10 protein-coding genes are annotated in these 12,180 nt (G+C 63.3%); 8 read left to right on the top strand and 2 right to left on the bottom strand.

What is annotated here, in order from left to right; genetic code table 11:
• The first annotated feature begins 47 nt into the window (after positions 1-47).
• Together F2P45_RS04150 and F2P45_RS04155 are read left to right on the top strand one after the other, a co-directional pair.
• Positions 48-1,955 carry an FAD/NAD(P)-binding protein gene (locus F2P45_RS04150; protein ID WP_166870787.1) on the top strand — a complete coding sequence of 636 codons (1,908 nt, stop codon included), beginning with the start codon at positions 48-50 and terminating at the stop codon, positions 1,953-1,955.
• Between the two features lie 174 nt (positions 1,956-2,129).
• Complete coding sequence (locus F2P45_RS04155) at positions 2,130-3,038, top strand: hypothetical protein (protein ID WP_166870789.1); 909 nt, start codon at positions 2,130-2,132, stop codon at positions 3,036-3,038.
• A gap of 64 nt (positions 3,039-3,102) precedes the next feature.
• Here the strand turns inward: F2P45_RS04155 and hemB are convergent, their stop codons facing one another.
• Together hemB and yihA are read right to left on the bottom strand one after the other, a co-directional pair.
• The gene (gene hemB / locus F2P45_RS04160) at positions 3,103-4,119 is read right to left on the bottom strand and encodes a porphobilinogen synthase (protein WP_166870791.1); all 1,017 of its coding nucleotides are present in this window, start codon (positions 4,117-4,119) and stop codon (positions 3,103-3,105) included.
• 42 nt (positions 4,120-4,161) lie between these two features.
• Positions 4,162-4,878, bottom strand: coding sequence for a ribosome biogenesis GTP-binding protein YihA/YsxC (gene yihA, locus F2P45_RS04165; RefSeq protein WP_099873853.1), 717 nt, complete (start codon positions 4,876-4,878; stop codon positions 4,162-4,164).
• Positions 4,879-5,076: 198 nt separating this feature from the next.
• Here yihA and F2P45_RS04170 point away from each other — a divergent pair, with 198 nt between their 5' ends.
• From F2P45_RS04170 to F2P45_RS04195, 6 genes are all read left to right on the top strand, one after another.
• The gene (locus F2P45_RS04170) at positions 5,077-5,754 is read left to right on the top strand and encodes a c-type cytochrome (RefSeq protein ID WP_166870793.1); all 678 of its coding nucleotides are present in this window, start codon (positions 5,077-5,079) and stop codon (positions 5,752-5,754) included.
• Between the two features lie 317 nt (positions 5,755-6,071).
• Positions 6,072-8,174: a cytochrome c biogenesis protein ResB gene (locus F2P45_RS04175; protein WP_166870795.1), complete on the top strand. Its 2,103-nt coding sequence runs from the start codon at positions 6,072-6,074 to the stop codon at positions 8,172-8,174.
• A 38-nt stretch (positions 8,175-8,212) separates the two neighbouring features.
• Complete coding sequence (gene ccsB / locus F2P45_RS04180; protein WP_187367137.1) at positions 8,213-9,382, top strand: c-type cytochrome biogenesis protein CcsB; 1,170 nt, start codon at positions 8,213-8,215, stop codon at positions 9,380-9,382.
• Positions 9,383-9,458: 76 nt separating this feature from the next.
• Positions 9,459-10,442, top strand: a complete 984-nt coding sequence (gene msrP, locus F2P45_RS04185) for a protein-methionine-sulfoxide reductase catalytic subunit MsrP (protein ID WP_166870799.1) — start codon at positions 9,459-9,461, stop codon at positions 10,440-10,442.
• Positions 10,443-10,446: 4 nt separating this feature from the next.
• The gene (gene msrQ, locus F2P45_RS04190; RefSeq protein WP_166870801.1) at positions 10,447-11,064 is read left to right on the top strand and encodes a protein-methionine-sulfoxide reductase heme-binding subunit MsrQ; all 618 of its coding nucleotides are present in this window, start codon (positions 10,447-10,449) and stop codon (positions 11,062-11,064) included.
• 42 nt (positions 11,065-11,106) lie between these two features.
• On the top strand, positions 11,107-12,180 hold the full coding sequence (locus F2P45_RS04195; RefSeq protein WP_166870803.1) for an Rpn family recombination-promoting nuclease/putative transposase: 1,074 nt from the start codon (positions 11,107-11,109) through the stop codon (positions 12,178-12,180).

Here is a 12,180-nt window from a genome sequence, read left to right on the forward strand (position 1 = left end):
CGCCTGCCACCATGGAAGCTATGCATCTTCATTGACAGGCGGTCACCATGAAACGTTACAGCGTCACCCTTATCGGCATGGGCCCGCGCGGCCTGTCCCTGCTCGAGCGCATCGCCGCCTTCGCGCGCGCCCACAACACCCCCCTGCAAGTGAACCTGATCGACCCGGGCGAGTGCGGTCCGGGCGTGCACTCGCCGAGCCAGCCGCAGCACCTCCTGATCAATACCGTGGCCAGCCAGGTCACGATTTTCCCCTTCCGCGAGGCGGTCGAGCTCGCGCCCGTGTGCGCCACGCCCTCGCTCACCGAATGGGCCCACGCCGAAGGCTACCGCCGCTTCGGCGACCAGTTCGTGCAGGTCGAGCCAGGGGACGAGGACGGCGCCGCGATCACGCCGCTCGACTACCTGCCGCGCTATCTGCTGGGGCGCTACCTGGTCTGGGCCTACGACACCATCCGCGCGGCGCTGCCGCCGACAGTGAGCCTGACCCATCTGCGGCACCGCGCCATCGACATGTTCCAGATGCCCGACAGCAGCTTCATGGTGGAGCTCGACAGCGGTTTTTCGGTCAACAGCGATTTCGTCTTCATGACGACCGGCCACAGCCGCAATAACCTGACCGACGAAGAAGCCTGGTGCCACAAGTTTGCCCAGGACCATGCGCGCTACAACGGCAAGCTGGCCTTCATCCGCCATGTGTATCCGCTCGACAAACTGGTCGGCATCGCCAGCGACGCCCGGGTCGCGATCGAAGGGCTGGGCCTGACCGCGCACGATGTGGTCTCGCAGCTGACGGTGGGCCGGGGCGGGCGTTTCGAGCCCTCCGGCAGCGGCCTGCGCTACATCGCGTCGGGGCGCGAGCCGGCGCTGCTGCTGTTTTCGCGCAAATGCCTGCCGGCGGCGGCGCGCGGCATCAACCAGAAAGGCTTGAACGGACGCCACCAGACGCGCTTTTTCACGCGCGACGCGCTGCGCGCCCTGCGCCAGCAAGCCCAGCGCGAGCGCGGCAGCCCCCAGCTCGACTTCGACCGCGAACTGCTGCCGCTGCTGACCCGCGAAATGGGCTACGCCTGGCGCGGCGCGCTGGCCGAAGCGAAGGGCGCGCCGCTACCCGATCCCTTGAACTACGAGCTTGGCGCCGAGGAACGGGCCGCCATCGACGCCATGCTGTTTCCCCTGCAGGGGCGCCACTTCGACACGGCCGACGACTTTGCCACCTTTTTCACCTGCATGATCGCCGACGACCTGTCTGAAGCGCGCCGGGGCAACCTGGGCAGCCCGATCAAGGCCGCCGCCGACGTGCTGCGCGACGCCCGCACCGTGCTGCAAGACATGATCGAGCATGGCGGCCTGAGCGCCGCGTCGCACCGCAAGTTCCTCAGCGTCTATAACCCGGCGATCAACCGGGTCAGCTTCGGCCCGCCGAGCCAGCGCAACGAACAGTTGCTGGCGCTGCTCGAAGCCGGCGTGCTGAGCGTTGCCGCCGGTCCCAACGCGGCCGTGCGCATCGACGAAGACCGCTCCCAGTTCGCCCTGCACACGCGCTTTGCCTCGGGCGCGGCGATCCAGCATGTCGACGCGCTGATCGTGGCGCGGCTCGATGTGTTCTCGCCCGAAACCGACGACAGCCCCTTGACCCGCAACCTGCTCAAGCGCGGCACCATCCGCCCTTATTACAATGGCACCTTCCATCCGGGCGGGGTGGACATCGACCAGGCCAACCATCCGCTCGACAGCGCGGCGCGCCCGGTGGCCAACCTGTGGGCGCTCGGCTTCCTGGTGGAAGGGCCGCATTACTACACGCACGCCTTGCCGCGCCCGCACATGCACTCGCGCCAGGTGCTCGACGCCGAGCGCTGCGTGCGCGAACTGTTCGCGCAACTGGCCGAGCGCGACAGTGCCCGGCGCCAGCAGCGTCCGCGCGTGTTCGCCGGCGCCGAGCGGGTCACCAGCTGAGGCCGGGGAGGGTCGTATTGTTGCAGCATTGATACATATAGTAACAACCATCAAGACACTCATCTTGTAAGCTGCACAGGGTGAGCTTGCCAATGCGCAAAAACCACAAAACGTATAGACTTCGGCTCCTGAGCCGCATTTTGCTGGCGCCGTCCCTGGAAAGTTGTTTACATTTTGCGCGACCATTCCCACCATTCGACCGAGAACAGCGGCTACTGCGAGCATTGCGGTCAGCCCTTGCCCGGTTATGCGGTGCCAAGTTACGAGGTCAAGCGCTTCAATTCGGTGGGTGTGGCCGTCACCCTGGCCTTGCACGTGCTGCTGGTGCTGCTGTGGGTGTTGAAGCCGCAGGAAGAGAAAAAGGCGCCGCCGCCGAATTCGGGCGGGGAAGTCACTTACGTCACGCCGCTGCCCGAGAACAAGCCCAAGCCGCAGCCGAAGCAACAGCCGAAAACCACGCCCAAGCCGGCCACCGAGGCGCGGCCCAAGCCGCCGACCGTGGCCAGGGTCCAGCGTTTGCCCGACACCATCACCATCCCGAATGAAAAGCCGGTCAAGCAAGCCGACGTTCCCGAGCCGCCCAAGCCGGTGCGCCCGACTGCGGTGGCGCCCGAGACCGACATGGCGGCCGCGATCGAAGCGCGGCGCCGCGCGCGCGGCCAGACCGAGAGCGAGCAGCCGGCCGAGGAAAGCGCGGCCGAGCGCGGCATGCGCATCGCCAAGGCGAATATCGCCGCGGCCAACGGGCGCAGCATGGGCGACGACCGCAACGATACGGGCGGCGTGTTCGAGGTGAAAAAGAATGCGATGACGGCCACGGTCAAGTTCCGCGGCTGGAATCCGAGCTTCAAGCGGCGCTGGCTGCAGGAAGTCACGGTCGAGATCGGCAACGAGCGGGATATCGAGACGGCCGTGATCAAGAAGATGATCGAGATTATCCGCAAGGAAAAGACCGGCGACTTCGAATGGGATTCGCACCGCTTGCAGCGCGTGGTGAAGATGAGCGCGCGGGTGGAGGATACGGCGGAACTGGCCGATTTCTTGCAGAAGGAAATGTTTCCGGAAAACCGGCGCGGGCGCTGACTGCGAGCACAAACCGTCGTTCCCGGCAAGGGGGGCGCCGAGGCCGGGAACGACGATCCGGAGGCTAAGTTTCGCCCCTGGCCTTGAGCAGGCGCGCAATATCGAGCGCAAAGTAGGTCAGCACGCCATCGGCGCCGGCGCGCTTGAACGCCATCATCGCTTCCATCATCACCTTGTCGTGCTCGAGCCAGCCGTTCTGCACGGCCGCCTTGATCATGGCGTACTCGCCGCTGACCTGGTAAGCGAAGGTCGGTACCTTGAACTCGTCCTTCACGCGGCGCACGATGTCCAGGTAGGGCATGCCCGGCTTGACCATGACCATGTCGGCCCCTTCGGCGATATCGAGCGCCACTTCGCGCAGCGCTTCGTTGCCGTTGGCCGGGTCCATCTGGTAGGTGAATTTGTCGCTTTTGCCGAGCGACGCCGCCGAGCTGACCGCCTCGCGGAACGGCCCGTAGAACGCCGACGCATACTTGGCCGAATACGCCATGATGCGGGTGTGGATGTAGCCCCGCTCCTCGAACGCGCCGCGCAAGGCGCCGATGCGCCCGTCCATCATGTCCGACGGCGCCACCACGTCCACGCCGGCCTCGGCGTGGCACAGGGCCTGGCGGATCAGCATGGCGGTGGTGACGTCGTTGAGCACGTAGCCGTTCTCGTCGATCAAGCCATCCTGGCCGTGGCTGGTGTACGGGTCGAGCGCGATGTCGGTCAGCACGCCCAGTTCCGGGAAGCCTTGTTTCAGGGCGCGCACGGCGCGCGGAATCAGGCCGTCCGGGTTGGTCGCTTCGATCCCGTCCGCCGTTTTCAGGGACGCATCGATCGATGGAAACAGGGCCAGCACCGGAATGCCGAGCTTGACGCACTCGCCGGCCACCTCCAGCAGCAGGTCGACCGACAGGCGCTCGATCCCTGGCATTGCCGAGATCGGCTGGCGCTGGTTGACGCCGTCGACGATGAAGACCGGATAAATCAGGTCGGAGGAGGTGATCGTGTTTTCGCGCACCATGGCGCGGGAAAACGGATCGCGCCGCATGCGGCGCATGCGCGTGGCGGGGAACTGCACTGGAATGGTGGACATCGTTTTTTTCCGAGTGAACAAAAAATCAGGTGATCGACGCGCTCAGTCGTCGCTGTCGACCGGGTCGACCAGCGGCGTGTCCGGATCGGTTTCGATCGGGGTCAGGCCCAGCAGGTCGATGATCTTGTCGTTGGCTTCCTCGATGCCGACGCGCTTGAGCGCCGAAAACAGTTGCACCGTGAAGGGGAAGCCTTCGCCATCTTCATCGACGTAGCTTTCGAGCATCATGCGCGCCTGGCGCAGGGCATTCGTCGATTCGTTGCGGTTGAGCTTGTCGGCCTTGGTCAGGATGCAGTGGATCGGTTTGCCGGTCGGGGCGAACCACTCGAGCATCTGCACGTCCAGTTCGGTGAACGGACGGCGCGAATCCATGATCAGCACCAGCGCGGCCAGCTGGTCGCGGCGCTGGACGTAGTCGCCCAGCAGCTTTTGCCAGTGCAGCTTGGCCGAACCGGACACTTCGGCATAGCCGTAGCCGGGCAGGTCGACCAGCAGCGCCTCGATTTCCTCGACGATGGTGGCATCCTTGCGGTGTTGCCCGACGTGCGCGCCACCGATCGAAAAATAATTAATGTGCTGGGTGCGGCCCGGCGTTTTGGAGGCGAACGCGAGGCCTTTCTGATTTGTCAGAATGTTAATAGCGGTCGACTTTCCCGCGTTGGAACGCCCGGCGAAGGCGATTTCCGGTGCCTGCGTATTAGGCAGGTCGCGCAGTTGGTTGACGGTCGTGAAGAAGCGGGCTTGCCAGAGTTTGGACATGGGATGGGCAGAAAATGCAACAAGAGGGGCGATAACGCGAGAAAGCTATTGTACAATAAGGGGTTACGAATTGTTGTCACGCAAAAGCCATGGCGAGCACACAAGATCGTTTGCACTACATTAGAACCGAATTCCTGGGGTCTGTTTCACCCGGAATTTTCAACAAAACCAATTTTCGACTTGTCTCAGGGTGTTTGAATGAATCGTGCGTTTTTACCGGCCGCCGGAGCGGCGTTTGTGAAATCCTTGCTGGTGGCTACCTTTGCCGTGTCGGGCCTCGTGTCCGCCGCCACGCCGGCAGCCGCCCCAGCCAAGGCCGACGCCGCTAAAGGCGCTACCCTGTACGACAACGGCGACGCCGCGCGCGGCTTGCCCGCCTGCGTGTCGTGCCACGGCGCGGCCGGCAATTCGACCATCGCCGCCAATCCGAAGCTGTCGGCCCAGTTCGACGCCTACACGCACAAGCAATTGATGGATTTCACCACGCCGAACCGCGTCAATCCGGTCATGACGAGCTTCGCCAAGATGCTCTCGGACGATGAAAAGAAAAACATCGCCGCCTATCTGGCGACGCAAACCCCGAAACCGGGCGCGGCCAAGAACAAGGATACCGTCCTGCTGGGCAAGCAAATCTACCGCGGCGGCATTCCGGGCACCGGCGTGGCCGCCTGCGCCAGCTGCCACGGCGCCAACGGCAACGGCATGCCGGCGCAATTCCCGCGCCTGTCCGGCCAGCACCAGGACTACACGGTCAGCCAGCTGCAAGCCTTCAAGAGCGGCGCGCGTAAAAACAGCGTGCAGATGACGACCCTGGCCAAGCGCATGTCCGACGACGAAATGAAAGCCGTCGCCGATTACATCGCCGGCTTGAAGTAAGCGAAGTACAGCGCAGCGAAAGATATCGAAGCGAAACGCGCGCCGCACGGTGCGCGTTTTGCCAGGGAAGGTCGAAAGGGCGGCGGCGCGCAAGCGGGCTGCCCTTTTTGTTGGTATCCTCGCGGGTTGAGCCTATTCCAGTAGGCGGGGGGAAGCATATGGCGATGCCGGCCATGCGCGGGCAAGGCGCGAGGAGGCCGCATGGCTAGCCATGCAACGACGAGAAACGCCGCCCCCGTTTGGCAGGCACGCCAGGTGCGACTCCTGCCTACTGGAATAGGCTCGAAGTCGTGCCTGCACATAGGGATCTGTAGAGAATGAGCACCACCGGAATCGTAGTAAACACGCGCCGTCCCTTCCTCGACGAGGCGGTCGAGCTGGTCTCGTCGATGCGCTTTGCCATCAGCTTGCTGACCATCATTTCGATTGCCGCGATGATCGGCACGGTGCTCACGCAAAACCAGCCGATGCCCAACTACGTCAACCAGTTCGGTCCGTTCTGGTTCGATGTCTTCGACAAGCTCGGCCTGTACGCCGTGTATTCGGCCTGGTGGTTCCTGCTGATCCTGGTGTTCCTGATCCTCTCGACCGCCCTGTGCATCGTGCGCAATGCGCCGAAAATGATCAAGGACATGCGCAGCTGGCGCGAGAATGTGCGCGAAACCTCGCTGCGCAATTTCCACCACAAGGCCGAGTGGACGGCGCAGCTCTCGCGCGCCGAACTGGCGGCCCAGAGCGCCGCCCGCCTGGTCGACGCCGGCTATTCGGCCAAGATCGTGGAAAAGGACAATGGCACCCTGGTCGCGGCCAAGAAGGGCGCGGCCAACAAGTTCGGCTACATCTTCGCGCACAGCTCGATCATCATCATCCTGGTCGGCGGCATGCTCGACTCGGATATCCCGATCCAGTTCCAGGAGTGGTTCCTGGGCAAGACGCCCTTCGTCGGCGGCGGCCTGATCTCCGAGATTCCCGAAAAGCACCGGCTCAGCCTCGCCAATCCGACCTACCGCGGCAACACCCTCATTCCCGAGGGCCAGTCGAGCGATATCGCGGTCATTCCGCGCCCGCAGGGCTCGCTCCTGCAGCCGCTGCCGTTCACGATCCAGTTAAAGCGCTTCAATATCGATTTCTACTCGACCGGCATGCCCAAGCTGTTCGCCAGCGAAGTGGTGATACGCGACCATGAAACCGGCAAGACTTTCCCGGCCACCATCAAGGTCAACGAACCGCTGATCTACAAGGGCGTGGCGGTGTACCAGTCGAGCTTCGAAGATGGCGGCAGCAAGCTCAAGCTGGTCGGCTACCCGATGAGCGGCACCGACCAGGCCTCGTTTACGATGGATGGCGAAGTCAACGCGTCGACCCCGCTCAAGCGCGGCGCCGACGAATACACGGTCGAGTGGAGCGCGTTTCGCCCGTTCAACGTCGAAAACACGGCCGGCAACCAGGATCCGCGCGCGGTCACCAAGGGCCAGAGCCTGAACGACCAGTTCGCCGCCAAGCTCGACAAGAATTCCGGTTCGGCCGGCAAGAACGCCGACAACAAGAACCTGAAAAACGTCGGTCCGAGCGTGCAGTACAAGCTGCGCGACAAGACCGGCCAGGCGCGCGAATACCAGAATTACATGCAGCCGGTGACCATCGACGGGGTCCAGGTGTTCCTGGCCGGCGTGCGCGCCTCGCCCAACGATCCGTTCAGCTACCTGCGCATTCCCTCGGACGAGGCGCACACGGTCAAGGAATGGATGCGCCTGCGCGCCGCCCTGGCCGACCCGGCCCTGCGCGAGCTGGCAGCCGAACGCTACGCGCGGCGCGCCATGCCGGCTACCGGCAACAGCCCGGCCGCCACCCTGGCGCGCCAGTTGCAGGAGTCTTCCTCGAAGAGCCTGGCCATCTTCGCCGGCGACGGCAAGCAGGGCGGTTACGCGGCGGTCTCGCGCTTCCTCGAAAAGATTCCCGCCGCCGAGCAGGAAAAGGCCGCCAACATCTTCATGAAGATCCTCAACGGCACCCTGTGGGAGCTGTGGCAGGCCGCGCGCGAAAAAGAGGGCCTGGCGCCGGTGGCCGGCGACGAGACTCAGGCGCGCTTCCTGCAACTGGCGACCAACGCCCTGTCCGACAGCTTCTTCTACGGCGCCCCGGTCTACCTGCAGCTCGACGAGTTTGTCGAAGTCAAGGCCTCGGTGCTGCAGGTGACGCGCTCGCCGGGCAAGGCCGTGGTCTACCTCGGCTGCGTATTCCTGGTGCTGGGCGTGTTCGCCATGTTTTACATCCGCGAAAGGCGCCTGTGGATCTGGGTGCGCGGCGGCGACGCCGGCGCTCCCGCGCACGCCTTGATGGCGATGAGCACGCAACGCAAGACGCTTGATTTCGAGCATGAATTTAACGATCTGAAAGCCAAGCTGCCGCAGTTGGCGTAAGCTGTGCCGACAGCGTATCAGCAGGACTGGAGAACATGATGCAAGCTAAACAAATCCCGCAAGGCGCACCAGCGCAGACTTACCAGCAAGCGCCCGGCTACTTCAAGCGGCTCGACCCGGTCGACTGGATCTTCGCCGCCGTGCTGCTGGGCGCGGCGCTGTTCGCGCTCAACCGCTACGGCGCCTACATGGACATTTACGAAAAGGTGATCCTGGTGCTGAGCGCGCCCACCTTCGCCGCGCTCGGCTGGCACTGGAAACCGGTGCGCTGGCTGATGCCGCTGGTGGCCTTGCTGTCGTTCTTCGCCATCGCGATGTACGACCACGACCTTGCCATGGCAAACAAGAAGTTTTTCCTGAAATACATGCTGTCGAGTCAATCCGCGATTTTGTGGATGAGCGCCCTGTTCCTTTTCTCGACCGTGTTCTACTGGGTCGGACTGGCCAGCCGCGCCAATTTCGGCTTCTCGGTCGGCTCCAAGCTGTGCTGGGCCGCCGTGGTGCTGGGCTGGACCGGCATGATGGTGCGCTGGTACGAGTCCTACCTGATCGGTCCCGACGTCGGCCATATCCCGGTGTCGAACCTGTATGAAGTGTTCATCCTGTTCTCGATGATCACCGCCATGTTCTATCTGTACTACGAGAAACACTACGCCACGCGCCAGCTGGGCGCCTTCGTGCTGCCGGTGATCGCCGCCGCGGTCACCTTCCTGATGTGGTATGCCGATTCGCGCGACGCCGCCGACATCCAGCCGCTGGTGCCGGCCCTGCAGAGCTGGTGGATGAAAATCCACGTGCCGGCCAACTTCATCGGCTACGGCACCTTCGCGCTGGCGGCCATGGTCGGTTCGGCCTACCTGATCAAGTCGCACGGCTACCTGGAAGACCGCCTGCCGTCGCTGGAAGTGCTCGACGACGTCATGTACAAGTCGATCTCGGTCGGTTTCGCCTTCTTCACGGTGGCCACCATCCTGGGCGCCCTGTGGGCGGCCGAAGCCTGGGGCGGCTACTGGTCATGGGATCCGAAGGAAACCTGGGCCCTGATCGTCTGGCTCAACTACGCGGCCTGGCTGCACATGCGCCTGATGACCGGCCTGCGCGGCCGCGTGGCGGCCTGGTGGGCGCTGATCGGCCTCTTGGTGACCACCTTCGCGTTCTTGGGCGTGAACATGTTCCTGTCCGGCCTGCATTCTTACGGCAAACTTTAATGACGAAACTGTAATGCGGCGGCGCGGCAAGTTGGTGTAAGGTAGCTCCACCCTATCTGACTTGCCGGAGCCGCCCATGCTGATCAAACGTCCTCCCAACGGCATCGACTTGCCGTTCTCATCCGAAATCACACCGCAGGCGGTGTACGAATCGCGCCGCCGCTTCATCGCGCAAATGTCGCTCGGCGCGGCCGCCGGCGGCGCCCTGTGGGACATGGCCAACCGCGAAGCTTTCGCCGCGCCGGCTAGCGCGCCGTCCCAGAAGCTGGCCAGCAAACTCAATCCGGCCTATTCCGCGCTCGACAAGCAGACCCCGTTTAAGGATGCCTCGACCTACAACAACTTCTACGAATTCGGCCTCGACAAGTCCGATCCGGCCCAGAACGCCCATACCCTCAAGACGCGTCCGTGGACGGTGACCATCGAAGGCGAAGTCAAAAAACCGATGACGCTCGATATCGACGCGCTGCTCAAGCTGGCGCCCCTCGAAGAGCGCGTCTACCGGCTGCGCTGCGTGGAAGGCTGGTCGATGGTGATTCCCTGGGTCGGCTATTCGCTGTCCGAGCTGATCAAGAAGGTCGAGCCGACCGGCAACGCCAAATACGTCGAATTCGTCACCCTGGCCGACAAGGCCCAGATGCCGGGCGTGGGCAGCCGCGTGCTGAACTGGCCGTATGTGGAGGGCTTGCGCATCGATGAAGCCAATCACCCGCTGACCTTGCTTACCCTCGGCATGTACGGGCAGACCCTGCCGAACCAGAATGGCGCGCCGGTGCGCCTGGTGGTGCCCTGGAAATACGGTTTCAAGTCGGCCAAGTCGATCGTCAAGATCCGCTTCGTCAAGGACCAGCCGCGTACGGCGTGGAATGTGTCGGCGCCGTCCGAGTACGGCTTCTATTCCAACGTCAATCCCGAGGTCGACCACCCGCGCTGGTCGCAGGCCAGCGAGCGCCGCATCGGCGAAGACGGCTTCTTCCAGAAAAAACGCAAGACCCTGATGTTCAACGGCTATGACGTCGGCTCGCTGTACAGCGGACTCGACCTGAAAAAGAATTTCTGAACCGATGGCGTTCAATCCCGGTCCGAAGCAACTGTTAGCGATCAAGTCCGCGCTGTTCGCGCTGGCGCTGCTGCCGCTGGCGCGCATGGTGTACCTGACCGTCAGCGGGCAGCTGGTCGAGCCGCTCGAATTCATCACGCGCGGCAGCGGCGACTGGGTGCTGTACATGCTGTGCATCACCCTGGCAATCACGCCCCTGCGCCGCCTGACGGGCTGGAACTGGCTGGTCAAGCTGCGCCGCATGGCCGGCCTGTTCACCTTTTTCTACGGCTTCCTGCATTTCCTGACCTTTTTGTGGTTCGATCATTTTTTCGATGTTGCGGAAATGTTCCGGGATGTCATCAAACGGCCTTTCATCACGGTCGGCTTCATCGCCTTTGTGCTGCTCATTCCGCTGGCCGTCACCAGCACCAACGGCATGATCAAGCGCCTCGGCGGCAAGCGCTGGCAGTGGCTGCACCGGCTCATCTATGTCATCGCGCCGCTGGCGATCCTGCATTTCTGGTGGATGAAGGCGGGCAAGAACAACTTCACCGAACCGCTGATTACGGGCGCCATCGTCGCGCTACTGCTGGGCCTGCGGGTTTTTTGGAGTCGCCAGAAGGCTGCCGCGCGCGTTTGAGGCAGCGCAAAGGCAGGGCAGGGGCGCTGGCTAGAATGCCCCATGACTACTCAACAACACGACCGTGGCTACCGTGCCCTGTTCGCGCACCCGGAAATGGTGCGCGAGCTGATCACCGGCTTTACTCCCTTCAAGCTGCTTGAAGGAGTCGCCCTGTCGGCCTTCCAACGGGTCAATGCGGATTACGTGAGCGAGCGGCCGTCGGCGCGCCATGGCGACGTGGTCTGGCGCGTCCGGGTCGGCGCTCAATTGATGGACGTGGTCATCCTGCTCGAATTCCAGTCGGGCGTGGACCGCTGCATGGCGCTGCGCATGCAGACCTACGTTGGCTTGCTGTGCCAGGATCTGGTCAAGCGCCATGAATTGTCACCGGGATTGCTGTTGCCGCCGGTGCTGCCGCTGGTGTTCTACAACGGCGTGCCGACCTGGAGCGCGCCCAAGGAGTTGGCCGAGTTGCTGACGGCGCCGCCCGCCGAGCTGGCGGCCTTGCAGCCATCGCAGCGCTACGCGCTGATCGACCAGTGGCGCCTGGACCGGGCGGCGCTCGACGCCAATGATGATTTGCTGGCGCTGCTGTTCCGGATTGAACTTTCGCGGTTCCCCGATGTCTTAAAGACGCATGTGCCGGCGCTGAAAACCTGGTTCAGGACAACACCCCTGACCAGCCTGCGAACCTCGGTCTGGGCATGGTGGAAAGCGCTGCTGGAGCGTAAAACGCACAATACGCAATTGTTTAACCTGGATAGTGCAGAGGAGGGTGACATCGATGTGGACTTAGCAACATTAACCTGGGACGAGCAGATGCAAATAATGGCCGAGCAAAGAGCACTCGTGCAGATTGAGAAGGCCACGCAAGAAGCGACGGCGCGAGCCATGGCGGAAGGCAGGGCGGAAGGGAAGGCGGAAGGCAGGGCGGAAGGACTGATCGCTTTCCGCGATATTCTCAAAAACATGTTGCGCATCAAGTTCGGTGAGGTGCCGCCCTTGGTTGCGCAGCGTATTGACCAATCCGCGCAAGCGGAACTTGAACACTGGATCGAGCGCAGCATCACCGCGCCGACCCTGGCGGCGCTGTTCGGTGACGACGCGGCGCCCGTCCAGGCAGGCCGCACCTGA

The organism is Massilia mucilaginosa, from assembly GCF_011682145.1.
Lineage (GTDB): Bacteria > Pseudomonadota > Gammaproteobacteria > Burkholderiales > Burkholderiaceae_D > Telluria_A > Telluria_A mucilaginosa.

Bases quoted from the DNA above. Each gene is read 5' to 3' on its own strand.
- F2P45_RS04150 (WP_166870787.1), top strand. From the start codon at position 48: ATGAAACGTTACAGCGTCACCCTTATCGGCATGGGCCCGCGCGGCCTG.
- hemB (WP_166870791.1), bottom strand. From the start codon at position 4,119: ATGTCCACCATTCCAGTGCAGTTCCCCGCCACGCGCATGCGCCGCATG.
- yihA (WP_099873853.1), bottom strand. From the start codon at position 4,878: ATGTCCAAACTCTGGCAAGCCCGCTTCTTCACGACCGTCAACCAACTG.
- F2P45_RS04170 (WP_166870793.1), top strand. From the start codon at position 5,077: ATGAATCGTGCGTTTTTACCGGCCGCCGGAGCGGCGTTTGTGAAATCC.
- F2P45_RS04175 (WP_166870795.1), top strand. From the start codon at position 6,072: ATGAGCACCACCGGAATCGTAGTAAACACGCGCCGTCCCTTCCTCGAC.
- ccsB (WP_187367137.1), top strand. From the start codon at position 8,213: ATGCAAGCTAAACAAATCCCGCAAGGCGCACCAGCGCAGACTTACCAG.
- msrP (WP_166870799.1), top strand. From the start codon at position 9,459: ATGCTGATCAAACGTCCTCCCAACGGCATCGACTTGCCGTTCTCATCC.
- msrQ (WP_166870801.1), top strand. From the start codon at position 10,447: ATGGCGTTCAATCCCGGTCCGAAGCAACTGTTAGCGATCAAGTCCGCG.
- F2P45_RS04195 (WP_166870803.1), top strand. From the start codon at position 11,107: ATGACTACTCAACAACACGACCGTGGCTACCGTGCCCTGTTCGCGCAC.